General features: G+C 44.9%; 24 protein-coding genes. 8 read left to right on the forward strand and 16 right to left on the reverse strand.

Going from position 1 to position 24,746, the window contains the following annotated elements:
* Positions 1-84: 84 nt before the first annotated feature.
* Positions 85-2,832: a UPF0182 family protein gene (locus K6T91_00005; protein MCL6471183.1), complete on the forward strand. Its 2,748-nt coding sequence runs from the start codon at positions 85-87 to the stop codon at positions 2,830-2,832.
* Positions 2,833-2,904: 72 nt separating this feature from the next.
* On the opposite strand, the gene K6T91_00010 is transcribed toward K6T91_00005, so the two are convergent.
* A complete protein-coding gene (locus tag K6T91_00010; protein ID MCL6471184.1) occupies positions 2,905-3,063 on the reverse strand; it encodes a hypothetical protein in 159 nt (52 codons plus the stop codon).
* 355 nt (positions 3,064-3,418) lie between these two features.
* Complete coding sequence (locus K6T91_00015) at positions 3,419-3,826, reverse strand: hypothetical protein (protein MCL6471185.1); 408 nt, start codon at positions 3,824-3,826, stop codon at positions 3,419-3,421.
* Positions 3,827-4,522: 696 nt separating this feature from the next.
* On the opposite strand from K6T91_00015, the gene K6T91_00020 reads away from it, so the two are divergent.
* The gene (locus tag K6T91_00020; protein ID MCL6471186.1) at positions 4,523-5,539 is read left to right on the forward strand and encodes a D-alanine--D-alanine ligase; all 1,017 of its coding nucleotides are present in this window, start codon (positions 4,523-4,525) and stop codon (positions 5,537-5,539) included.
* Positions 5,540-5,689: 150 nt separating this feature from the next.
* Here the strand turns inward: K6T91_00020 and K6T91_00025 are convergent, their stop codons facing one another.
* The 7 genes from K6T91_00025 to K6T91_00055 form a co-directional block, all read right to left on the reverse strand.
* Positions 5,690-6,202, reverse strand: a complete 513-nt coding sequence (locus tag K6T91_00025) for a hydrogenase maturation protease (GenBank protein ID MCL6471187.1) — start codon at positions 6,200-6,202, stop codon at positions 5,690-5,692.
* The gene (gene cybH, locus K6T91_00030) at positions 6,199-6,861 is read right to left on the reverse strand and encodes a Ni/Fe-hydrogenase, b-type cytochrome subunit (GenBank protein MCL6471188.1); all 663 of its coding nucleotides are present in this window, start codon (positions 6,859-6,861) and stop codon (positions 6,199-6,201) included. Before cybH ends, K6T91_00025 begins: the two co-directional genes overlap by 4 nt.
* A 69-nt stretch (positions 6,862-6,930) precedes the next feature.
* On the reverse strand, positions 6,931-7,659 hold the full coding sequence (locus tag K6T91_00035) for a nickel-dependent hydrogenase large subunit (GenBank protein ID MCL6471189.1): 729 nt from the start codon (positions 7,657-7,659) through the stop codon (positions 6,931-6,933).
* Positions 7,660-7,742: 83 nt separating this feature from the next.
* Complete coding sequence (locus K6T91_00040) at positions 7,743-8,519, reverse strand: nickel-dependent hydrogenase large subunit (GenBank protein ID MCL6471190.1); 777 nt, start codon at positions 8,517-8,519, stop codon at positions 7,743-7,745.
* Entirely contained in the window at positions 8,519-9,238 is a 720-nt protein-coding gene (locus tag K6T91_00045; protein MCL6471191.1) for a hydrogenase small subunit, read from the reverse strand. Before K6T91_00045 ends, K6T91_00040 begins: the two co-directional genes overlap by 1 nt.
* A gap of 6 nt (positions 9,239-9,244) precedes the next feature.
* The gene (locus K6T91_00050) at positions 9,245-9,448 is read right to left on the reverse strand and encodes a hypothetical protein (GenBank protein MCL6471192.1); all 204 of its coding nucleotides are present in this window, start codon (positions 9,446-9,448) and stop codon (positions 9,245-9,247) included.
* Positions 9,449-9,460: 12 nt separating this feature from the next.
* Positions 9,461-9,649, reverse strand: coding sequence for a twin-arginine translocation signal domain-containing protein (locus K6T91_00055; protein ID MCL6471193.1), 189 nt, complete (start codon positions 9,647-9,649; stop codon positions 9,461-9,463).
* Positions 9,650-9,983: 334 nt separating this feature from the next.
* Between K6T91_00055 and K6T91_00060 the strand changes: the two genes are divergently transcribed.
* From K6T91_00060 to K6T91_00070, 3 genes are all read left to right on the forward strand, one after another.
* Positions 9,984-11,024, forward strand: coding sequence for a hypothetical protein (locus tag K6T91_00060; protein MCL6471194.1), 1,041 nt, complete (start codon positions 9,984-9,986; stop codon positions 11,022-11,024).
* 254 nt (positions 11,025-11,278) lie between these two features.
* Positions 11,279-11,758 carry a ferritin-like domain-containing protein gene (locus K6T91_00065; GenBank protein MCL6471195.1) on the forward strand — a complete coding sequence of 160 codons (480 nt, stop codon included), beginning with the start codon at positions 11,279-11,281 and terminating at the stop codon, positions 11,756-11,758.
* Between the two features lie 27 nt (positions 11,759-11,785).
* Positions 11,786-12,277, forward strand: a complete 492-nt coding sequence (locus K6T91_00070) for a hypothetical protein (protein ID MCL6471196.1) — start codon at positions 11,786-11,788, stop codon at positions 12,275-12,277.
* 78 nt (positions 12,278-12,355) lie between these two features.
* On the opposite strand, the gene K6T91_00075 is transcribed toward K6T91_00070, so the two are convergent.
* Positions 12,356-13,999, reverse strand: coding sequence for an MFS transporter (locus K6T91_00075; GenBank protein MCL6471197.1), 1,644 nt, complete (start codon positions 13,997-13,999; stop codon positions 12,356-12,358).
* A gap of 101 nt (positions 14,000-14,100) precedes the next feature.
* On the reverse strand, positions 14,101-14,370 hold the full coding sequence (locus K6T91_00080; protein ID MCL6471198.1) for an AbrB/MazE/SpoVT family DNA-binding domain-containing protein: 270 nt from the start codon (positions 14,368-14,370) through the stop codon (positions 14,101-14,103).
* Positions 14,371-15,019: 649 nt separating this feature from the next.
* On the opposite strand from K6T91_00080, the gene K6T91_00085 reads away from it, so the two are divergent.
* Positions 15,020-16,555 (forward strand): FAD-dependent oxidoreductase, encoded by a 1,536-nt coding sequence (locus K6T91_00085; GenBank protein MCL6471199.1) that lies wholly within the window; start codon positions 15,020-15,022, stop codon positions 16,553-16,555.
* A gap of 100 nt (positions 16,556-16,655) precedes the next feature.
* On the opposite strand, the gene K6T91_00090 is transcribed toward K6T91_00085, so the two are convergent.
* Both K6T91_00090 and K6T91_00095 read right to left on the reverse strand, forming a co-directional pair.
* Complete coding sequence (locus K6T91_00090; GenBank protein MCL6471200.1) at positions 16,656-17,834, reverse strand: D-alanyl-D-alanine carboxypeptidase; 1,179 nt, start codon at positions 17,832-17,834, stop codon at positions 16,656-16,658.
* Between the two features lie 198 nt (positions 17,835-18,032).
* The gene (locus tag K6T91_00095; protein MCL6471201.1) at positions 18,033-19,148 is read right to left on the reverse strand and encodes a trypsin-like peptidase domain-containing protein; all 1,116 of its coding nucleotides are present in this window, start codon (positions 19,146-19,148) and stop codon (positions 18,033-18,035) included.
* Between the two features lie 137 nt (positions 19,149-19,285).
* On the opposite strand from K6T91_00095, the gene K6T91_00100 reads away from it, so the two are divergent.
* Positions 19,286-20,251, forward strand: coding sequence for a calcium/sodium antiporter (locus tag K6T91_00100; protein MCL6471202.1), 966 nt, complete (start codon positions 19,286-19,288; stop codon positions 20,249-20,251).
* 48 nt (positions 20,252-20,299) lie between these two features.
* On the opposite strand, the gene pfkA is transcribed toward K6T91_00100, so the two are convergent.
* Together pfkA and K6T91_00110 are read right to left on the reverse strand one after the other, a co-directional pair.
* Positions 20,300-21,271, reverse strand: coding sequence for a 6-phosphofructokinase (gene pfkA, locus K6T91_00105; GenBank protein ID MCL6471203.1), 972 nt, complete (start codon positions 21,269-21,271; stop codon positions 20,300-20,302).
* A gap of 197 nt (positions 21,272-21,468) precedes the next feature.
* The gene (locus K6T91_00110) at positions 21,469-21,933 is read right to left on the reverse strand and encodes a flavodoxin family protein (protein ID MCL6471204.1); all 465 of its coding nucleotides are present in this window, start codon (positions 21,931-21,933) and stop codon (positions 21,469-21,471) included.
* Positions 21,934-22,266: 333 nt separating this feature from the next.
* On the opposite strand from K6T91_00110, the gene K6T91_00115 reads away from it, so the two are divergent.
* Positions 22,267-23,418: an NAD(P)/FAD-dependent oxidoreductase gene (locus K6T91_00115; GenBank protein ID MCL6471205.1), complete on the forward strand. Its 1,152-nt coding sequence runs from the start codon at positions 22,267-22,269 to the stop codon at positions 23,416-23,418.
* Between the two features lie 61 nt (positions 23,419-23,479).
* On the opposite strand, the gene K6T91_00120 is transcribed toward K6T91_00115, so the two are convergent.
* Entirely contained in the window at positions 23,480-24,712 is a 1,233-nt protein-coding gene (locus K6T91_00120; GenBank protein ID MCL6471206.1) for a serine/threonine-protein phosphatase, read from the reverse strand.
* Between the last annotated feature and the right edge of the window lie 34 nt (positions 24,713-24,746).

Raw genomic sequence — 24,746 nt, forward strand, 5'->3', positions numbered from 1 at the left:
GTCCCCGGTTTGCCGGTTTGCTTTTCTTGTACGCCTTTAGTTTAATTAGGTAGAGGCATTTATCTCTTTGTAACGGAGGTCACTTTGAAAACCAATAAAGCCAAGCTAATTATTGCCCTTTTAATCGCAGCAATCTTCTTAATCTTTGGTCTTTCAAAGTCACTCGTAATTCTATTTACGGACTGGCTTTGGTTTAAGAGCGTGGGCTACGCTTCAGTCTTTACGAGCATCCTCAGCCTACAGGTAACTATTGGCCTCATCGCTGGTTTTGCATTCTTCATCTTTTTATACATTAACCTGCTCATCGCCAAGAAGCTGGCGCCATCTTTTACTTACTGGCGTGGATCTCCTGATGATCCGCTATATAACTTACTTAAGTTCCTCAAGTCGCCGACCTTAAAAAAGTTCTTCAATCTCATAATGCTTGCGATAGCAGCGGTCTTTGCGTTCTTTGTTGGTCTTTCAGCATCGACCAACTGGGAAGTCGTCTTAAGATACCTAAACCAGGTGCCCTTTGGAATAAAAGATCCTATCTTTGGTCAGGATGTAGCATTTCATGTGTTTTCAATTCCCTTTTACGGGGCAATACTTAATATCGGATATTCAGCAATCATTCTTACCATCATCTTGACTGCGCTTGTTCACTGGATTAATGGCAACATATCGCTTCGCCCTGGTGCAAGGACGTTTGCCCCACACGCAAAGGCACATCTTTCGGTGCTTTTCGGGCTTTTCTTTGTCTTGCTTGCGGCAACGCTTAAGCTAAATTCATATGATTTGCTGTTATCCAGCGTCGGTGTGGTCTTTGGGGCAGGTTATACTGATATTCACGCAAAGCTGCCGGCACTTACCATTCTTATCTTTTCATCCCTGGTTACAGCAATTTTGTTTCTGGTCAATATCCACCACAGAGGATGGAAGCTGCCCGCTATCGGTGTCGTTTTTATTATCGCTGTTTATATCCTCACAATAGGAATATATCCTGCACTTGTACAGCAATACTTGGTGGCTCCAAACGAGATTGAAAAAGAAACCCCGTATATTAAGCAGGCCATTAAGTTTACCAACCAAGCTTATGGGTTAAATCAGGTTAAGGAAAAGCCTTTTTCTTCCGAACAAGTCTTGGATAAGGTGGCTATAGACCGCAACAAGCAGGTAATTGATAATATAAGGCTCTGGGATTGGATGCCGCTGGGCAAAACATATAAGCAGATTCAAAGTATCCGTCTTTACTACGACTTTGGTGATGTTGATATCGACCGTTACCTGATCGATGGCAACTACCGCCAGGTTGCTATCTCGGCCCGTGAGCTAGATACTGAAAATCTACCTGACAACGCAAAAACATGGGTTAACCAGCATCTCGTCTACACCCATGGCTACGGTATAGTCGCCAACAGGGTAAATGAGTTCACCGACGAAGGTCTGCCCAAGCTTATTGTTAAAGATATCCCTCCGAAATCAGATACCGAAGTTTTAAAAGTGACAAGGCCTGAGATTTATTTTGGCGAGAAAACAAATGACTTTATAATCGTAGATACAAAGACCCGCGAGTTCGATTATCCGCTTGGAAACGAAAACAGCTACACGAAATACAGGGGCAATGACGGTCTTGTTCTTGATAGCCTGCTAAAAAAAGCGGCTTTCGCTTGGCGTTTTGACAGCATACAGCTCCTGCTCTCCGGATCGCTAACCGATAGCAGCAAGATACTGTTTAACCGTAATATCACTGAGCGGGCAAGCTTGATTGCGCCGTTTTTGCAGTACGAGAGCGACCCATATATTGTCATAGACAAAGGAAGGCTTTACTGGATAATAGATGCTTACACTACCGATAGCAGGTATCCATACTCGCAGCCGTTTGATGAAACAACCAAGAGCAACTACATACGAAACTCCGTTAAAGTAGTGGTCGACGCATATAACGGCGACACCAGCTTCTACCTTTTCGATAAGAAAGACCCAATAATCCAAACATATAAAAAGGCATTTCCAAAACTATTCAAGGACTCATCTGAGATGCCTGCCGGTCTCATGTCGCATATCAGATACCCAGAAGAGCTTTTTATGGTGCAGAGCCAAATGTTTGCAATATTTCATATGACTGACCCACAAGTCTTCTATAACAAAGAAGACCTATGGACCATATCAAACGAGATGATAGAAGGCAAGCAAACTGAGATCGAGCCCTACTATATGGTGATGAGGCTTCCCGGCGAGTCCAAAGAGGCCTACATGATAATGGCGCCGTTTACGCCGAACAAAAAGAATAATATGATCGCCTGGATGGCAGCAAAATGCGACCCTCGGGATTATGGGAAGATGCTGGTATATAAATTCCCTAAACAGAAGCTGGTTTACGGTCCAATGCAAATCGAGGCACGGATCAACCAGACACCTGATATATCGCAGGAGCTTACCCTTTGGAACCAGCAAGGCTCTCGCGTTATAAGAGGAAATCTCTTTGTAATACCAATAGAAGATTCAATTCTTTATGTAGAGCCGCTCTACCTACAGGCCGAGCAAACGGAACTTCCGGAGCTCAAGCGGGTCATCGTTTCGTACGGATCAAAGGTCATTATGGCAGATGACTTAACTAAGGCACTTGATGCAATATTTGGCCAAAGCGAGACCCAGGCTAAATCTAGCGAAAAAACCACCCTAGTCGGCTCCACACCAGTCACACTTATCGACCTGATCAACCAGGCGCAACAGGCTTTTGATAGCGCACAAAAGAAACAGCGCGACGGCGACTGGGCAGGCTACGGCGATGAGTTAAAGAAACTTGAGAAGGCATTGGCCGACTTAAAAGATAAAGCATCTAAGCAGTAAGCGGCAAGCAGCAAGACATAAAACCGCATAGAAAATTACGTTTAGGTGTAGGTAAATAAACCTTATTAAAGTCTATTTGATTCCCATGCGCACGAGTACCTCACGTACTGCACCTGTATCGATATAGCCGCTAAGAACCGGCTTATCGCCGATAAATACCGCCGGGAGCTTGATGCCGTCCCAGTGAACTCTTTCCATAAGGTCGGATATTTCGGAGATATCATCAATCACAGCCACCTGCTATGAAGGTAGATCCTCATCCCATAAGCCGAAGCATGGGCGAATATTACTGTGATTTTAGCTATCTTTACAGAATGCATTTCTTGCTACCTCTCTAAATTAAAGCTAATAGCTTATCCGCTATTTAAGAGTAAGAGGATATTAAATAAAAGAATAATGGTTGACGCTAATAGATGTCCAGGAACAAGATAAAAGATGGCCCATTTTTGAGCCATCTTTCTAAGCTTTCTAGGCTTAATCTCTTTTGTCGGTCTTTGAATACAACCTGTGATTTACTCAAGCTGACCCCACCAACCCCACTTACACAACAAATTGAGGGTTACGGGCTCTACATGAGCTTTGAAAATTACCTTACAAACTTCCTTGCAGTTCTGCTAAGGTTCTGGATCGTCATTTTACCCTTGATGATCTCCTTAGCAATTTCTTTTGCCTTATCCATGTCGGTGTTAGGAACGAGAAGCTCCTTCCTCGGCTTACCAGAAGCTGCCAGACGCTTAATGGCGGCCCTTATCATTGCAGGATTTCCGCTTTTCTCTATCTCGGTTGCGATATCTTTTGGTCTTGCAGCAGCTTTGGTTTTTGGCTTGGCAGCTACTTTAGCTTTCGCCTTCTTAACAACTGCCTTAGCCTTGGTTGCTGTCCCTGCCTTTGCGGAGGCTTTGCTAGCTGTAGCCTTTGTAGTGGCTTTCTTTTTCAGCTTGCTTAAGACAGCATCCTTCGCTTTTGCTTTCGGTTTTGTCTTTACAGTTGCCATGTTCCCTCCTACATCTTATCTGCTTCTAATGGTTGGTATAGTGGACAAAGCAAAGGTTGTATTCCTAGCGATAATTATAATACATAACGCTAAGTATGCAAAGCCTCTATACCAAACTAGTTTAATTAATCGGACAATCAACCTACTACTTTAGTGTTTACTTAAAAAAATTTAAAAATTTTTTTCAAAGTAGTGACTTGATACGAACTAAATCAAGTTAACTCAAGTCGACTCAAGTCGACTTGATTCGACATGGCTGCCAAATTTCTTATTTCCCAATCTCAATCCCAATCCCGCCTTAAAGTAACTTAAATATTTCTATCCGCGCGACTTGGCACTGACTTGGCAGTCATCCTTAACTTTTGCATTCCAGCCAGCATCCTGCAGCATTATTCGAATCTTGCCCGTTTCGCTTTGTATATGCTTATATAATTTATAAGTGCCTTTATTTATCAGGATACTTTAGCTCTTCTTAATCGTAGAGCAATCATATATGATGGGGATAATAAATAATACAATCGCTCTTTTGCAATTCCAAGCGGCACAAGCCTTGATATAGCCAATTGATCATCAAGTCGGTTTACAATGTATTAGATAATAATTATGCGCTAAAAGTTTGGTGCATACACCAAACCAAGTTTAAACCATCGACTGTCTTAATCAACTTACGCCGAAAAATAGAAAGGGTTTTTTATTATGCACAAAAAGACTCGGGTTGGAATACTCTTTGGAGGCAAGTCGGCTGAACACGAGGTGTCACTCCAATCTGCCAAAAGTATAATAGAGGCAATTGACAAGGAAAAGTATGAAGTAGCCCTGATTGGCATCGACAAGCAAGGCCGATGGTATAGTCCTGGCAAAGACTTAAATCAACCATCTCGCTTTCTAAGCTATGGTTCGTTAGAAGCAATTGATGTAGTGTTTCCTGTTCTTCATGGACCATTCGGTGAAGATGGGACGGTACAAGGGCTGCTTAAGCTTGCAGACATTCCTTTTGTCGGAGCCGGAGTGCTGGGGTCTGCCGTGGGTATGGATAAAGACGTCATGAAGCGTCTGTTAAGAGATGCTGGGCTCCCTACAGCCAAGTTCCTTGTTTTCAACCGCTCCTTAAAAAACAAAATCAATTTTGACAAGGTGGTCAAAGAATTAGGCCTGCCGCTTTTTGTAAAACCGGCCAATCTTGGTTCCTCAGTTGGCATAAACAAAGTCAAAAGTAAAGACGATTTCGATTACTCAGTAGCCGATGCTTTTAAATACGATAACAAGATTTTAATTGAGGAGTTTATTAAAGCGCGCGAGATTGAATGCTCTGTTTTAGGAAATGAGGACCCTATCGCCTCTTTACCCGGAGAGATAATCCCACAACATGAGTTCTACGCCTATGAAACCAAGTATATCGATGATGAGGGAGCCATCCTTAAGATTCCGGCAGAATTGCCCGATGATACAGTTAAGAATATCCAGGAGCTTGCAATCAAGACTTTTAAAACACTTTGCTGTGAGGGAATGGGCCGGGTCGATTTCTTTCTCGCAGATAGCGGAGAGATACTGGTGAATGAGATTAACACAATACCTGGCTTTACTAAAATCAGCATGTACCCGAAGCTTTGGGAGGCCAGCGGTATCTCATATAAGGAGCTGATAGACAGGCTTATCCAACTTGCAATTGAAAGGCATAAAAGAGAGTGCGAGTTGCAGACATCGTTATCATAGTCGTAGGCGATTAAAAATTTTTCAACAGTCAGCTAAAATTTCCAAGTAAAAGATATGTAAACCATTACATAACTACAGGTATACATATAGAGCTGCTTAATGTAAACCAATAGCAGTATTTGAGTAGACAATAAACAACGCAAAAGCGCTCTAACTGCATGCAACCCGGCTGAAAGTTTCTAATTCCTTTAAGATAAGTTCCCGCACGCTTGAAATAGAAGATTTTACCGGAGAAGTCAGGATGCCATCCATTGGCCTTACATCCCCAACCTGTACGGCAAAGATAACCACTTCTGGGTTTACTCCAATAAGCCTAGCATTTGCGATAAGATGAGGCACGCCCATCCCATGTATATTGTTCGAGCGCAGGCGTACCAAGCCGACATCGTCGGGCGAAAAGCGGAAAACTGCTCCAGGGTCAGACTTACTGTCAATAGCATCTACCACGATAACCACATCGGATTCTCTAAAATACCTGATAAGCGACATGCCTGCGACCTCACCCACTACAATTCCGATGTCCAACCCAGGAAAATCCACAGAAGGGATGATGGGAAGCAGGTTTTGCACAACCGCAACACCTATGCCGTCATCACCCATCAGCGTATTGCCAATGCCGATGATAGTTATCCTTTTAACCTGCCTCCCATTTTCCACCTTCAAGCTCTTTCTCTTTCGGGCTTAGAGGCCGTCTCTTGCCGCCAGAACATAAGCGGAACTTCGCGAATCTCTTCTGTTAGCACCAAATATATATGTAGAGTAACCGTAGATATGAATATCCACATAATTAAATAGTGAATGATGCGCACATTAACCGGACCACCTAAAGCATATGTGAGCGGTAAAAAGAAGCTTGATGTTGGAGTCCAAAGCTCAAAACCTGTAATCGCTTGTAGGGCAATTAGCACTCCCCAAAGAGCAAATACTGCCTTTTGCAATGGGTTATATTTAGATGTCTTTGGAGGCGTGCTCTGAAGAAAAAAATAATACCTTAGAAGCGGCACCAATGAGCCTTTGTTTTGTTCCTCCGGCGCAAAAAATGTATAATCACGCCGCATATGCCGTGAGCCGGGCGGAGCCGAAAACCCAACAAAAGACCAGTAGAGACGAACAACCGCAGAGAAAATAAATAGAAACATGAATATGAAATGAAGTGTCCGGTCGATCTGCATTGAACCGCTATAAAATGGATTGTGGATAAAGAACCCCGTCCATACCAGCACGGCTATGGATACCAGATGAACCCAATGGGTTACCACCGGTGTTAATGGATGCTCCTGAAGAGTTGTTCTTGTTTTAGACTGCAAACTCATCACTGTCATAACTTAGCAAACCCTAAATTTAAGTACCCGATTATGTTCTGGTTCAATCACGTGAACCGCGCAAGCCATTCATGGGTCAAACGTGTGAACAACCCGCAGTATCTCAAGCGGCTTTGCTGGGTCCACAACTTGCGTTCCTATTAGAGCCTCCTCGACCGGACCGCGTACTCCTTTATCGTCGCGAGGCGATAGATTCCAGTTCGATGGTGGTACAGCTGCATATTCACCAATAACACCGTTTTTTATGCGGATGTAGTGACAAAGGGCACCACGCGGTGCATCCCATCCTCCTATTCCTTCACCGCTTGTAGGTACTGCCTTGTCTATAAAAGTATTAGTTTTACCTGCCCTGATATTTGCGAGAAGTTCCTCAGCCCAGCGAACTGCGTTATCCGCGTTGATTTTAGCCTTAAGTACGCGGGCTGCAATTCGACCAAGGTTTGACATCAAAACCTGTACCTGCCCAGGCGCGCCAATTGCTGCAAGCGTGCTGTCCACAAGCTGCTTTGCCTCGGTTCGGCCCGCAAGATATGCAATAAGTATTTGGGCAAGCGGTCCAACCTCCATTGGACGATCTTCTTTGCCCAGGCGAGCAGCTTGTGTCCAGTCATATTTTCCTTTTACCGGTTCTGGGTTGTTAAGCGGATCAATTCCAGTATATTTTACTCCCTCCACCTGACCCTGCTTTTTAAACACGCCCTGCCCAACATCAAGCGGGTGCTTGCCCTCGCCAAGACTATCCTCAAACCATGAGAATTTTGTGTACATCCTCGTATCGTTTGGGTCGGGCTTTTGCAACTCCAGTTTGCCATCAAATATCGCCCCCCTAGGAAAGAGCCTATCATATGGGTCTTGGCTCTTCTCATCAAATACTCCCCATGTCAGATAGTTGCGATGTCCTTGTCCAGAATTTGCAAGGTCTTTATAGAACGGGACAACGTTAGAAGATCTTGCAACATAACGTTGGTGACAAACTCCTGTACCACCTGCATTCGCCCAATGTAAAACTCGATCTCTTCGACACTCGGCAGCTGCGTAACGCCACCGGGGGCTAAGTTCATAATCATCGGGTACTTTCCACCTAAATATGCAGCAGCATCATTTGCCGCTTGTTGGGCATCTATTGCCTGCAAATAATGAGCTGTAAGCTCGAGATCCAGCTCAGGAGTCAATTTATACCCAGGATGATCCCAAAACATATTGGCAAACGGTCCTAGCTGTCCCGAATTTACAACTGCCCTTAATTGGTCTTGAACTTGCTTTAACGTTGGCGTCGATGCGGTGGCGTTAAGAGCATTAGGGACGTTGACATAGTCAAACGCATTTAAGATATAGAACCACAAGATATGGTCATACCCAACCTGCGCCGCCTCCATCATGTTTCGAATAAGGCGAGCATTATCGCCGATTTTCTCTATTCCAAACGCGCGCTCAGTTGCCTGCACTGAGTTTATTGCATGGGGAGTCGGGCAGACACCACAAATCCTCTGCGCGAAGTGCCACGCATCGCGTGGATCCCGCTCTTTCATAAATATTTCGAACCCACGAAAGAGAGTTGCTGTGTTCCATGCCTCAGTAACTTTGCCGCCCTCAACTATGCAGGTTATGCGAAGGTGACCCTCAATGCGGGTAATCGGATCGATAATTACTTTCGGCATTAGGAACGACCTTCTCCCGGCTCAAATTCTTTTGTGCCTTTCTTTTCTTCAAAAGACTCTCCCCTGCCAAGTCTTCCCGATGCAGCTTGCCCAATTAAGTGCGCTCCAATACCAACCGCTGTTGCTACGCCCAATGCCTCACCTATCCTGGTAGGAGTAAGCCCGATAGCTCCTGGAGGAGCTACGTTTGCTGACTGGTTGCGAAATGGTGTTAGCTTGTCCCAAAAAGCCGGCTCAGCGCAACCAATGCACGGGCCGTTATGTACGCACCAGCTTAAATGACCGTTCCACCTGGTCGTGGGACATGGTGCAAAAGTCTGAGGTCCCTTACACCCCATCTTAAATAAACACCAGCGGTTCTGGGACGCCTCATCCCCAAAAGTTTCGACGAACTCACCAGCTTCAAAATGACCCCGGCGCTCGCAGTTATCATGTATTAATTGCCCATAGAGAAATAGTGGGCGACCGATTGAATCCAGAGGCGGAATTTTACCGATAGTAAGTATGTAGACAAGTGTGCTTATCATATCCTCGGCGTTGCCCGGACACCTTGATATGTTAATAACAGTTGGGCTGGCGATACCGGCGTTCTCTTTCAGGAAAGCTGAGACGCCTTTGGCGCCAGTCGGGTTCGGTGCCGCTGCTTGGATGTTTCCATAAGTCGCACAGCTACCTATAGCAATAGTTGCCTTGGCCTTCTTGTAGGTATCTGTAACTATTTCTTCTTAGGTCTTGCCATGTACTGTCATTGCCCCAGGAATCCCTGTAGCGATAGCACCTTCAACGACGTAATAAAAGTTTCCGCTATCTACTGTATCGCGAAAACTTTTCTCTGCCTGACTACCGGCTGGTGCCATGACCGCCTCGTGGTAGTCAAGCGATATCTGTCTCAATATTAAATTGGCTACGCTCGGCGTCCTGCTTTGCAAAAGGTTGACACTTCAGCCTAGGCATTCCTGAAATAGCGACCAAATCACCGACGGTCTTCTAGCTAGATTTTCCAGGGCTGATGCTATCTCGGGAGCTGCTACCTCCCCTACTCCAATCAAAACTCCTAGCATGCCGCAGAATTTAAGAAATTCTCTTCGCGACACCCGCGGCAAGAATGATACCTCATTATCGCCTTGCATATCTATTCCTCTGCTTGTACTAACTGCTAATATACCTCAACAGTATGAACTAGTGCTAAACTAGATAATGTAAATATATTCTTGCGATTTGCCACACCTGCTGCTGAAACTTATATACCCATTAATACAATCATTAACTACTTAAACGCCGATTTTTATCTTCTAAGCAATACGGATACTTAAGGCAATAAAATTTTTAAGGTTTTGTATGCCATAAATTTATATCTCTACCTGCAGATAGTAAGATTAGAATTCTAGTAGCGGCTGATATAAAGAAATGCTCAGGGGTATATACCGCGCATTAAAATAGAACATTTTCGGCGGGGAGATGCTTATGGAAATAACTGCTTATAACGATATGGAGCTTAGCCAAATAGAAGATATGGTAGATAGCTGGACTAAACAGCCGGTAAGCAAAACCCATCTAGACCCGGTTGAGGCTATCAAAATAACTTCAGGATATGCAATTGAGCAACACCAATGGGCTAATTACCACCAACTCATGGAATTGACTACTAACCAGGATATTAAAGAGCTGTTTGCGGCTATCGGTGCATGGGAGGAATCGCATCAGGCAACCTTTGGTTCACTGGTAGATCCAGAAACAACCCCATTGGAGGCAAGCCTAACACTACAGATGACCGCCATTCAGAGTTTTTCCGACGCCGCCCAGCTTGAGCCAAGCGAAAACTGCAAAATGACGTACGACTACATATTATTAGACCATCTGACGCAGGCAAAAGCCCTCTCAGATACCATGTCAAGTGTTGGTACAAATCCTGAAGGGGTTATCAAGGAAAGCATGCAGTTAATGGAGGGTAGACCATTTAGCAAGCAATACATTCCAACGAAAGATCTGTTGAAGCGGCCCTTAGATAAAAACAGCGACAATATAATGAGCTTCGTTAACCTGCACACCCTTTTAGCTAACGAGAAGCAGCTAAGAAACGAGTTTCAGACGATAAGGAAAATGCTGCCTTCGCAAAATATACGCAGACTCTATAATAGGATAACTTCCGTTGAGACTGAACATGTTACGATGCTTGCATCGTTGCGCGACCCCAACATTACCCTGCTTGAGTACGCAATGATCAATGAATTGATGGAAATAAGGAACCACCAGCTTGGCATGCAGATAGCTAAAAATGATGCCGCGCGGGAAGCTTTTGAGTACGCTTTAAATGGGGACCAGGGACACCTCAGCTGGTTAAGAGATGCCTACTCCAGCATTGAAAAAGGAGATTCGAGCAAATTCGCAATACCGGATAACCTTTTTGCTACACCGCCTTTGCCGGTTAACGATTATGTTAAGCAGGTCATGCAAACACAAATGGGCATAACACCAAAAGGTATGGGCTTTGAGAAAGCCGCATAATCCTGCAGCTTACATATGCTTATTCTTAAAAAGACCGCCTGGGGCAGGCGGTCTTTTTTATGTCTTACTTGGGAATATATAAGTTGGCTTTATCAAAGCAATGCAAAATTAAAAACTAAAAATAAGAATTTAAATTATCTCAAATTGCCGGTTGAACACATAATAGCAATTGGTTTAAACGCAAATAGATCCATGGCTATTTTGATTTTTAATCGGTAAGCATCAGGACGTGATAAGTGCAGGAGGGATATATCGTGCGCACCGCCAAAGATATGTTTGTATACTTTTTAAACGATATGTATTCTATCGAATCGGCCACACTAAGTTTAACCAGAGACCTTGCAAATAAAGCCAGAGATCCTGAAATAAAAAGGGATTTGGAGGAGCATATAGAAGAAACTAGAAGGCAGATGAGACGGCTCAGATCCATTGTGCGCCGGTACGGCGGTAAAATTGCCGCAACGAAGGCGGCTATCTTCTCAATCCTATCTATAGGTTCAAACGCCTTCCAGTGGACACAAACCAATCTCAAACAAGAAGAGTTAAGGATGCTCTATGATGGGATAATGATTGAAAACATGGAGGTTGGGAGTTATAAAGCACTAATCGCAATGGCCAAAAGCCTAGATGATATGCAATCAGTAAGTGAGCTGCTATTAAGCCTTGAAGAAGAGAAAGCTATGTCAGAGAAAACCGAAAAGCAGATATTAAACTATCTAAAACAAGCAGCATAGGAAAGGCTAATATCAAGGAGAGGACCAATGGGCAAAAGTGAGCGCTGGGGTGGATTGATAGCCGGCATTATCTTAATCATAATCGGAATCGCCATACTGCTTATAAACCTTAGATTGGTCGAGCCGGGGTTTATTCTGGTAGCACTGGGAGCATCATTCTTGGTGGCATTTATATTTAAGCGCCTTATCGGATTTCTCATCCCCGGCATGATACTTTTCTGGCTTGGCATTGCCGTAACTTTGAATCAGTCGAATATTCTAAACCCAAGACTGGATGGACCAATTGTATTGACCGCACTTGGACTATCTTTTGTATTCATTTACATATTCATGGGAAGGAGACGGCACTGGTGGCCGCTTATCCCGGGCGGCATATTGCTGATTATTGGAGTTGGCAGCCTGTTAGCATTACAAAACCTGCTCCCATTTACTATAAGCCAGTTAGCAAACTTAATACTGCCCACCATTCTTATCATTATTGGACTCTGGCTTATATTCCGGCAATTCTATACAAGATAATGTAAAAGCCCCTGGAAATCACGCTTAAGATCGAAGCGTGATTTCCAGGGGCGAGCACTAAAACCGGTAGGCTATTTATTAGTCAAACGCGGGTTCGTTTTCGGGTTGCAGCTGTGCCTGTTCGGCTAGCAGTTCAAGGCCAACTTCCTCACCGACTGGACGCTCTGCATGTGACTTGCGAAGCGCAATCTCTCTCATAAAGAACATGAGAATAGCGCCAACGGCTATCATAAAGGTCGCGATATAAAAAATTCCAGTTATGCTATCAGATAAAGCCAGGCGCAAATCTCCTAAGACAACAAGAAACGATTTTTGCGCTGCCGGCGGCATCTTTGCTAATATATCCTTTAACTGGCCCATCTTCATAAGCGACTCAGGATTACTCATACCATCAAGCAATTGCTTAGGCAATAACTGAATGGTTTGAGCGTGTTTTGCAAAAAGATTCGCCAACTCATCTTTGAGATTGTTATTCATAACACTTCCCATGATGGCAACGCCAACGGTGCCACCAATTTGGCGGAAGAACTGAGTCGCTGCAGACACCACGCCAAGCTTACTGTGCGGAAACGCGTTTTGCGTTGCGATTGTAAAGATCGGAAACGTGGTTCCCAAACCGCCGCCCAGCAGAATCATATCCCTTACGACCTCAGAGTACTGTGTATGAACTGTCATGGTTGATAACAGGTACATCCCCCCTGTGGCGGCCATAAGGCCCAAGATACCTATGAGTTTATACTTGCCAACTCGAGACATTATCTGGCCGGTAACTGTACTACCAACAACTGAAGATAGCATCATTGGCAAGAGCAATAACCCCGAGTTAGTTGCAGTCTTTCCTAAGACCCCTTGTATGAATACCGGTATGTAAGCAATAGTTCCAAACATACCCACTCCGGTAAGAAACAGTATAAAAACCGATATGCTAAAGATACTGTTTTTAAATAAGCCAAGCGAAAGTATAGGCTCTTTTGCTTTTTTCTCAGCTATAATAAACCCTATAAGCATTACCGCAGAGAAGGAAAAAAGCTCTATTATCTGCTTCGAGTCCCATGGATATGTCGAGCCTCCCCATACCAGAGCGAGCAGGAGCGGTATAACGCATCCCAAAAGAGTTGCTGAGCCCCACCAATCAATCTTGCGTCCTTTTTGTCCAGCTATTGCCGGTATCACCTTAGCTAAAACCAGGATCGCCATAATACCGATCGGAATATTTATATAAAAGTTCCACCGCCAGCTTAAATTGTCTGTAATATATCCACCAACAAGTGGTCCTATTATACTCGCGATTCCAAATACAGCACCCATAACCCCGCCCCATTTGCCCCTTTCGGCAGGCGGGAAAATATCGCCAATTATGGCAATCGCATTTGCCATCATTGCACCGCCACCTATGCCCTGCAAGCCGCGAAAAATTATAAGTTGAGTCATGGACTGAGACGCACCGGATAGTATTGAACCAAGAACAAAAATTATGATTCCACCAATATAAAACCACTTACGACCGTAAATATCGGAAAGCTTGCCATAAATAGGAACTGACGCCGTCGAGCCAAGCATATATGCGGTGAAAACCCACGATAACATATCAAGGCCACCAAGCTCGCTAACAACCTTTGGCATTGCCGTCCCCACTATGGTCTGGTCAAGGGCACCAAGCAGCATGCCAAAAAACACACCAACCATGATCATAATTTTTTGTCTTTTCGGAAGCGTATCCAATCACATCACCTCTCAAATCTATTACTAAAGCGTTTACTTCACACCTATTGCTATCAGTAAACCGCCCTTGGGTAAGCAACAAGCCACTAAAACCGCTAGAACTAATCTTCTTTTAGGCTATTTTGGGCTTGCTCAAACTTCTGTGCCTCACTTAGAAGTTGCTCAAACCTCTGTGCCTTGTTGGTGAGGTGCTCGACCAATCTACTGAGCTCTTCCGCCTTTATCAGCAAAAGACCCATATCATTAGGTGCAGCAAAAAAAAGCAGTTTATTGCCGGGGCCGATGCTCAGAGAGCGCCTTGCTTCGGCAGGTATCGCCACCTGGCCACGCTCGCCGACCGTAGCTGTGCCTAAAAAAGATTTCTCATGCACTTTATTCCCCTCCTATATGTATTTTCATGCATTGCATGAAAATATCACGTATACAAGCACAAGTCAATAACCTTTTGGGCATTACATATGGTAAGCTAATAATCGCAAAAGTGCTTAATTTCCTACCCGGCGGAAGCGGGCACGTTAGATAGGATATAATACAGACAAAGCCGATAAGTACATAAAGCCACCATTCAACAAGGAAAGTCATGGTTTAGAGGAGTCATATGGCTACCAATGGTAAGTCGGACATTTATGTTATAAAAATTTACTGTACTAGATGCAATACCTTCCTTTATAAGTATAGAAAGAGATCAAACGGTGCACTTGTTAAGTGCCATCCTGACAGAATTATGGAAGATCATACGAAAGGCGATTTAAAATGCCCTAGCTGTGGGCAGGAATTCGCCCGGCACAAGCTGATGAAAAACAAGCTCGTGCAAAAGATAATTCGTGGCCGGGTCTTCGTTAAAGGCCATCTTAAAAGGTAACCACCAGTCGCAATGCATTAATTAGCCCTCTTTACTCTCCCACCTTAAGTTTCTCTCAGGTTACATTTGGGTAACGAATGCCTATCTCTGAAACTGGAATTATGGCCAATTCTTTTTAATTCCGGTCTAGTTTATTTTTTAAGGGTTGAGGTGGCACGATGAACAATTTAAACAACAATAAAGCATCACGAGGTTGGGCGCACTCGTTATGGATAGATACCACCCCAGATACCAACTATCCAGCTCTAGAGCAAGGTATTGAAGTAGATACTGCAGTTATAGGTGGCGGCATCACCGGCATAACAACCGCACTGCTCCTAAAACAGGCCGGTCAAAAAGTAGCGCTCATTGAAATGCATAGAATAGCTAAGAGTACAACTGGACATACAACGGCAAAACTATCATCTTTGCAAGGACTCAAATACCAGACTCTTCTAAGCAATTTTTCTGCTGATAAGGTTCGCATTTATGCTAAAGCCAATCAGTTCGCAATAGACAAAATTGCTTCTATAGTAAGTGATCAAAAAATAGACTGTGATTTCAAGCGCACCTCAGCTTATACCTACACCGAATCAAAGAAAAACATAAGGGCTATAGAGAAAGAGGTCGAAGCGACCCAAAAAGTGGGGTTAAATACATCGTTTTTCGAATCCGCAGACCTACCCTTTGAGATTAGAGGAGCAGTATATCTTGACAACCAGGCCCAATTCCACCCCAGGAAATATTTACTTGTGCTGTCAAGCTATATCAATAACGGCGATAGCTATATCTTCGAAAACACCCGGGTAGTTAATATAGATGACGGTAATCCATGTATCATCACCACGGACCAAGGCAAGATAAGGGCTAGAAATGTAGTGCTGGCGACTGCCTTTCCCTTTAAAGATACCGGTCACTTTTATACAAAACTCTATCCTTACTACTTTTATTTAACCGGCATGCGCATAAATAGTAATGTGCCAGAGGGTATGTACTATGGCATTGACGACGATGCCTACACGATTCGCAACCATCCAACTAAGGACGGACCCCTTCTGATAGTCGGCAGTGGTCACCACAAGACAGGTCAAGGTGGGGATACCTTTAAGTGGTACCAAAGGGTTGAAAATTACGCAAAAGAGCGTTTTGATGTGGAATCGATCGATTACTACTGGTCTACCGAAGATTACCGAACACCAGATGGGATTCCATACATTGGAAGATTGCCAAAGGCAAAACACATATACATGGCAAGCGGATTTGGCGGCTGGGGTATGACAAACAGCATGGTTGCAGCAATCATTATCTCCGACGAGATTCTGGAAAAGGACAACCCGTGGGCCTCCTTCTTTAGCCCCTCGCGGCACGACATTGCCCAGTACGGTGCAACTTTTCTAACCGAGGGCATAAATATCGTCGAACAATATGGGAAAGAATACCTAGTAACCCCTAAAAAGATGAACCCTGCCGACCTGCAAAAAGGCGAAGGCAAGCTTATTGCCGTGGACAATAAAAAAATTGCGGCTTACAAAGACGAGGAAGGCAATATCTATACTCTTTCGACCAAGTGTGTCCATATGGGATGTTTGGTTAATTGGAACGGAGCTGAGAAGACATGGGATTGCACATGCCATGGCTCTCGCTACAGCTACAATGGCGAGTTGATACATGGCCCAGCGCTTGCTGACCTGCCTGAAGCAGAAGATTTAGATTAGATTCTGGATTTAAGACTTAAAGATCATACAATTTCGATGCTCAAGTATTAATAATAGTCTTCAAGGTCGGCAAGAAAAGAAGCGCATCTAACCGGGACTACTAAGAGGCCTTAATTTTAAACTGCATCGAGTAAGGACTGGTAAGTTGTTGTAAGGTCGGTTTTTTGGCCTCTTCTTTTGCAACAAAATTCGAAACTGCGATGATTCTTCCCGCCTGCTCAACGGTAACTCGCCCAAATATTGTGCCTTTCTTTACAGGTACGGCAACCTCTGCAACACCGGATGCTTTCACATTAACCGGAAGAGCATCTCTTACAACAGCATTTACGTCCTCTGTTGCAACCAGATCGATTTGCCGATCGTTTTCAGGAGACTTGATCTTAAAGATTGTGCCCCTTGTTATTAATTGTTTCTCCTTATAAAGACCAAAGCCAAAATCAAGCAGGCGTGCAGACTCCTCGAAAAGAGCTGCACGGTTTTTGACTCCAAGCACCACCGATATTAGTGAAACTCCGTTTCTGGTTGCAGTTGAAACTAAACAGTTGCCGGCTCCTCTGGTATATCCAGTTTTCCCGCCGGTAGCCCCGGGATAGGTCGATAAGAGTTTGTTGTAATTCTTCACAGTTAAAGATAGCGCCGGGTTAGAGCGGTTAATGTTTGTGGCTCTTGTCGAGACAACTTGAGTAAACACTTCGTTTTGCATAGCGTGTATGGTAATTAGGGCGAGATCGTGCGCGGTCGAATAATGCAATGCATTGTCAAGGCCGTGTGGATTCACAAAATGAGTATTTAGCGCGCCAATTTGGCTGGCTTCCTTATTCATCATCGCAGCAAAGTTTTCAACTGAGCCGCCGATGTGGTCGGCTATCGCTACTGCAGCGTCATTTGCTGAAGGCAGCAGCAGCGCATAGAGCAGGTCCCTCAGCTTAATCTGCTCTCCAGGAATGAGTCCGATGCCCCCTTGCTTTCCAGGTCCGAGTACATCCGCATTAACAGTTACCGTATCGTCGAGATTTCCGTATTTAATTGCCACCAGAGCAGTCATAATTTTTGTTGTACTTGCTATCGGACGCTTATTATCAGAGTTCTTCCCCCAGAGCACGTCCCCGGTTTTTGCGTCGATTAGTATAGCCGATTCAGCGGTTATACCTGATATATCGGGCATGCTCGGTGCGACCGTTTCATCAACGCTCAACGAGCCAGCCGATGCAATAAGTTGCAATGGCGCACTGCTCAACATCAATAATGCTATTAGCAGGATAAAAATAATTCGCTTCATTTCCCACCTACCAACAAACCTTACGCATAATACAACGCCTTTTTAAAATAGAAAAGAAAAGAGGGGTTGCCTACATGACAATCAAAGCCTTAAACAGAGTGTTTTACTGGTGAAACAAAGAAGCTGATTCAGAAGATTATTGCGCTGTTGATTCCGCTCTTCCCCAGGCCCGATTCCCTTTGGTGTGCCGCGTAGAAATTATTGTTCTGGCCTTTCTGCAAGCGTTACTTTAACTGTATTCCTAGCGCCATTTCTAACATAGGTTAGCTCGATGGTATCACCGACTTTGTGTTCCCTGATCTGAGCAATAAGGTCAGCGATATCCTCAACGGGCTCGCCGTTGATTGAAGTAATTATATCTCCCCTCCGCAGGCCAGCTCTTGCCGCTGGACCTCCGGCAACAACATCAATTACCAGCACACCTTGGTTAACACCGGCATTTTCCCTCAACGGTAGCTCACCGACATTGCGCCCGGTTATACCTATATATGGGTGGCTGGCCCTACCGTTTTTTATAAGCTGGTCAGCAACATTTGTTGCGGTATCCGCTGGAATAGCAAAGCCGATACCGCTAAATGCACCACTGCCCGATACAATAAGCGTGTTTATCCCGATAACCTGGCCACTGGTATTACTTAACGCACCACCGCTATTGCCCGGATTTATGGCGGCGTCCGTTTGAATAAGGTCAGTCAGAACCTCACCACCTCCAGCTTGGTCGGCCGGAATCGTCAGATTTCGATTGAGCGCACTTATAATACCAAAGGTCACCGTGTGCTCAAATCCAAAAGGACTGCCGATGGCGACAACCGGATCGCCGACTTGAAGGTCTTTTACTGAGCCAAACTTAGCCGCGTTTAAGTTATTCCTGTCAACCTTGATAACCGCAATATCGGTATCAGCATCCGCAGCAATTAACCTGGCCCCTACCTCATCGGCTCCTAAAATAACCACAATATCTGTCGCCCCCGACACAACATGGTTATTGGTTATAATATAGCCATCCCTTCTATATATAACGCCAGAGCCAATTCCGGTCACTGTACCTGTTTGAGGTGTACCTTGTGGCTGCCTCCTTATACCAATACTGACAACCGATGGGCTGACCTGTTTTGCAACATCGGTAACCTCGCTAAACGAAAAACTCTCCGTGCCAGTGTCATCACGCGATGTAGTAGTTGATGTAGCGCCAGTTTCACGCTGAGCGCTGCATGAAGTGAGCAGTATACCGGCAACAATGGCCAGCAATATAACGGCTTTCGCAAGGCCAGTAAAATTTTTAATGAACCCTTTATGCTTACACTTCTTATACATAACCATTCCTTCTTTGCATGCTGAAGTAACATGTCGGATACTTTGTACCCAAACAGGTGCAAAGTATAAGCAAGGCGCAAGAGTTACTTTCTGTATTCAGTTTGGGCTGCGCTACACTTTGGGGTACCTATGTAGATATGGCTTACGTATATTTGGTCATAGGCTTAGCTTTATTGGTCAGGGGTGCCGACTATCTTATAGATGGTTCAACTTCCCTTGCAAAGCGGCTGGGTATACCAAGCTTGATAATTGGTCTTACTGTTGTGGCACTGGGCACATCGTTGCCAGAATTCATAATCAACGTTATCTCAGCCTTAAGAGGTGCTACAGGAGTGGCTTTCGGCAATGTTGTTGGTAGCAACATTGCCAACACCCTCTTAATACTGGGAACGGCGTCTCTGGTTAACCCGCTAAGGATAGCCCACTCCACAGTTTGGAGAGAAATTCCCTTTAATCTTCTAGCTGCCCTGGTTTTGCTTGTCATCTCCAATATACCACCAATGCAAGAAACAGGGCCGTCTTACATTGCCAAAGCCGACGGGATAGTTTTATTATTCTGTTTTGTAGTTTTCTTATTCTACCTATACAACTCAGCCATAAAATATAGGACAAACCTGGTTGATGAGAAGCTGGAAATCGAACTTCTCACCCCTAAGAAAACGACGATATACATCGTTGTTGGTATTATAGGACTTTATGTGGGTGGTGTTTGGGCGGTAAACGGGGCTGTGTCAATAGCAAGAAGTATTGGGGCACCCGAGTTTTTGATCTCAGCAACCATTGTTGCTTTCGGCACCTCACTGCCTGAGCTAATAACAAGCATCAGGGCTGCTTTGAGAGGAGACAGCGATCTTGTGGTCGGAAACATAGTCGGATCCAACATCCTCAACATCCTATTTGTCTTAGGCATAACAACCATTATCACCCCGGTTGTGCTCCCAAAAGGCATTAATACCGACCTTCTATTCTTAATCGTATCGTCTTTTTTGTTTTTTGCTTTTATGTTTGTCGGGCAGAAGCATACGCTAGACAGATGGCAGGGGTTTTTGTTCTTGTCTGGCTATCTGGCCTACATCGTTCTCTCGATTTTCAGAAGCTTATAGCAAATATAATCACTACTCCATTTTGAGAGCGCTGGTCTGGTAACGCGATCACTCTGCAAGAATTTGGGCAAGCTGCCATAGATTTATATCTAGCGTTTTCTTGTTTGAAATCACCTCATCAAGCGAAGTGTATGCTACTTGACCATCTATCCACCCTACAAGCTTTCCATAGTTGCCTTCGATTAAGAGGTTGACTGCTGCAGCGCCTAGCCGGGTAGCTAGAAGACGATCGAAGGCAGTCGGCGAGCCCCCGCGCTGGACATGACCTAAAATTGTCACCCTTAATTCAAAGCCGATCTCTTCGCCGTGGTCTCTAAAATACTTTGCGATCTCCTCCGCGTTATTTTTAGCTCCATCTGTAACTACAACAAGCGCATATTTTTTCCCCCGCTCGTAAGCCGAGCGCAACTCACCCGCAATAGTTTCGGGGTCGATCTCAAGTTCTGGAGTTACCACTACTTCCGCGCCGCCAGCAATACCGGACATCAGTGCAAGATATCCATAGTGCCTGCCCATCACCTCAATTAAGAAAGCACGTGCATGCGATTCAGCGGTCGTCTTAATGCGGTCTATTGATTCGATGATGATATTTAATGCGGTATCAACCCCAATTGAGATATCTGACCCATAAAGGTCGTTATCAACAGTCGATGCCACGCCAACTACCGGTAAGCCTTTCTGCCAAAGTGCATAGGACCCCATCTGGGAGCCATTGCCACCAATTACTATAAGACCTTCTATACCCCGGCGCCGAAGATTATCGATAGCTCTGTGCTGCGCCACATCGGCCTTGAACTCTTCGCTTCTAGCAGTACCAAGAAAGGTCCCCCCGAGTTGCAATATCCCACTTACATTACGCATGGTAAGGGGAATGATGTCGTCTTCTATCAAACCCGCATAACCTCTGCGTACTCCAAACACCTCTTTGCCAGTATCAATGCCCACCCTTGTTATGGCCCGCACGGCAGCATTCATGCCGGGTGCGTCTCCTCCGCTTGTAACTACCGCTATGCGCTTCATATAATCTCTCGCTCCGCCGACATATATTTATAGGCTCCTATCAATTTGTGCTGATACACTGGATTATTCACCTTGGTTATCTCTAATTGCAATTTTCCCTTTTCCCAGAGCGTTTCAACCGTCCTACAATATCTGCAGTTTTTAAAAATATTTATAAGTGTGTAAACGGCCGCTCTTATGCAAACTGCGTTAGAGGATTAAGCTATGCGACGCGTGGCCGGCTGCCCACTTGCATCGATAACTTGTTTCGTCCAATCCTTTGCTCTGTCTAGTTCGCCCTCGGCAAGGGGACCTTCCGAACCACTTACAATAAATCCCTGTGGCGGCACCACTACCTGGCAGCCCGCCTGTTTAAGCACCTGAGCGATTCGCCTTGCGGCATTGCCGGAGAAAATCGATTTTAAGCGGGTATCGAAAGCTGCTGCAGCCATCCCAGATAGATTCTGCCCTTTAAGCTTATCAAGAAACTTCTTTGTCGGCTCTGACGGTCTCCATCCGTGGATTGGACTACCAACAATTAAAATATCAACTCCCTTTAACATCTCTGGGTTGAAGTCATCCACGTGAACGACCCTCCCACCCTGCCCAAAAACGCTGCCGATTGCTTCTGCAATCTTTTGCGTGTTTCCGTATTTTGAGTCATAAACAATAAGAGCAGTCATTTTAACTCCCTCACTTAGATTATCTTGATAGAACTAGCTCCCTTCTTGTTTCATACCGCAGTTAAAAATTAACTAACAGGCAGAGTGGCAGATTTCAAAATACATTCTTCTAAAATCGTCATATGCAGAGTGAAATTTGCTAATACTTTCACAAAATCAGCGCCTATATTTATTGGCAGTATTATAAATACTACCGTTTACCTCGGAATTCGCAAACTATTTTAAGGTTATTTGTTGAAATATTAACTATTAATGCCTAATATAGAATTCAGTACATTATTGGTAAAACGATTGTCAGATAATATATGGGTTGCAATTTTGGAGGTAGCTGGGATGACTAAGATTTTGGTTATTGGCGGTGGCAGCGCCGGTATAATGACTGCCGCACGGCTGAGAAATGAGCTTACGCCCGAGGAGGCCGAGATAACGATCGTTGAGCCGAGCGATTATCACATTTATCAGCCTGCATTTACTCTAGTGGTATTCGGTGTCGAGAGCCCTGAAAAAATTAAAAGGCCCATCGAAGAAGTGATCCCGCAGGGATGTAGTCTTGTAAAAGATGAGCTTGCCAGCTTAAATACCGACGAGAATTACATCGAGACAAAAAGCGGGCAAAGACTTGACTATGACTACTTGATTCTCGCAACGGGTGCAAGGCCGGTGCTTGATGATATAGTCGGCCTTGAGGAAAACCTAGGCAAAAACGGTATTCACGACTTTTACACCTTTGAGGGCGCGCTGCGCTTGAGGGAAGCGATAGAAAAGTTCGAAGGTGGAAACTTCGTTGTTGTGCAGCCCCCAATGCCGTTTAAATGCCCGGGTGCTCCAATAAAGATGGCGCTTATGGCCGATGATTACTTCAGAAGAAAAGGCATAAGAGACAAGGTAAATATAACCGTGACGTCAACTCTTGCCTCGGTATTTACCCGCGAACCATACAAGAGTAAGTTCGACCAGATTTTTGCAGAGCGCGGGCTCAATGCGGTTCCTAAGTTCAACCCGGGAATCATCGATGTCGAGAGGAAAGTTATCAAAGCCTGGGAAGGTACAGAAGTGCCTTATGATATAGCGGTCGTCATACCACCCAATGAGGGACAAACCGTATACGAAGACTCAGATATAGCCGATGCAAGCAACTTTATCCGTGCCGACAAGCACTTGCTTGTATCTGACAGCCATGACAATATCTATCCGGTAGGCGATGCAAGCGGCATCCCTGCATCAAAGACAGCCTCAGGCGCAAAGAAGCAGGCCGAAGTCATCACATTTAACCTGATTGCTAAAATCAAGGGTGAAGAAACAGCGGCAAGCTACAGCGGCCTAGTCTCCTGCCCGATTCTCACTGGGTTTGGTAAAGCTATTTTCGCGGAGTTTGATTATGAACAATCGCTATCGCCGGCCCAAGAGTCTTCTTCCAGCTGGACGTTTATGACTCAGGGCATGATGCCAATATACTGGGATTATATGCTGACCGGTAAGATTTAGATTGTATAGCTGCCGTAGATATAGCACTTAAAGGACGTGCCAATTACCCAGCACTAAATAGCTATTTAGTGCTGGGTAATCCAACCCTTTTTAGAACTAAAATTGCGACATCATCGGTAAGCCTGCCACCAGTAAAGCGGATTGCCTCATCTTTTAAATTCTCGGCAATTGCGCCAGCTGATAAGTGTTTCTTTTGGCTGGCAATCTCGGTGACTCTTTCGACGCCAAAAAAGCCCTCTTTGCCCCGTGCCTCAATTAGCCCATCGGTATAAGCTACAAAAACGCCCTCCATATCCAGGCGGGTTTCATAAAGCGAAAAAACCGCCTCCTCTTCTATTCCAAGTGCAATACCGCCTGGCTCTAACAGGCGGCAATTATCCGTGCAGAGAATAGGCTCTGGGTGGCCTGCGCTGACCAATCTCAGATGACCGGGTTCTTTGTATGTTCCAGCAAGAGCAGTAGCAAAATGCCCGCTCGGAAGCTCATCTTTTAGTATCCTATTGAGCCTGTCCATGGTCTCAACCAAACCCGTGCGCTCACGCATAAATCCCCTAAAAAGATAGCGAAGCATAGCGGCATCCGTTGCAGCCTCAAGGCCATGGCCGGATAGATCGCCCACTATAAAAGCAGCTTCATGCGGGTCGATTTGAATTAAATCGACAAGGTCTCCCCCAACCCGAGTTCGTACTCCTGACGGGATATAGATGTGAGCTATATCGAGGTCTATTGCCTTCGACGGTATATCCGGAAGCAAGCCCTCCTGCACAAGTCGTCCAACTTCGGCTTCTTCAAGTAACGCTTTTCGGTACACCTGGAAATAAGAAGTAGCAATAGCGGCAAGGGCAGCATGTAAAAACTCATCCAACTGCAATAGCCAATATATCGCTTTATCTGAAGGTTTTTTAAGCAAGAAAGGCAAGTAGCTTTCCTCAAGAAAGTGCAGACTGATGATTAAAGCCTCATAAGGAAAATCTCTGCGGGCGAGGTCCGCACCAGCTTTCTCTAGATTCTTGATGCATTGCTCAAGCTGCCGCGTGAGCATACAAGAGAGCATATCGTGAAAAATATCTCCAAAAACCTGCTCTATCTCCTGGCGGGTGTAAGTCGGCGGTTGGTAGGCTTTATACTGTGCTTCTACCCATCGCCGAACAATCTCTTCTTCGTGGGGAATAAGAACCTCTGCGACCTCTTTTAACGTATCCTTGCTTGCCGGGGCAAACTCTAAAACACGGTATCCCGAAAAACTGGTTTCATCTCTGTTGTTCTGTTCTTTAAAACTGCGCTCTATATTCATAATTGCAATTATAACCCGTTTTGGCTAAAAAATC

The sequence above is a fragment of the Bacillota bacterium genome (assembly GCA_023511485.1).
GTDB lineage: Bacteria > Actinomycetota > Aquicultoria > Aquicultorales > Aquicultoraceae > CADDYS01.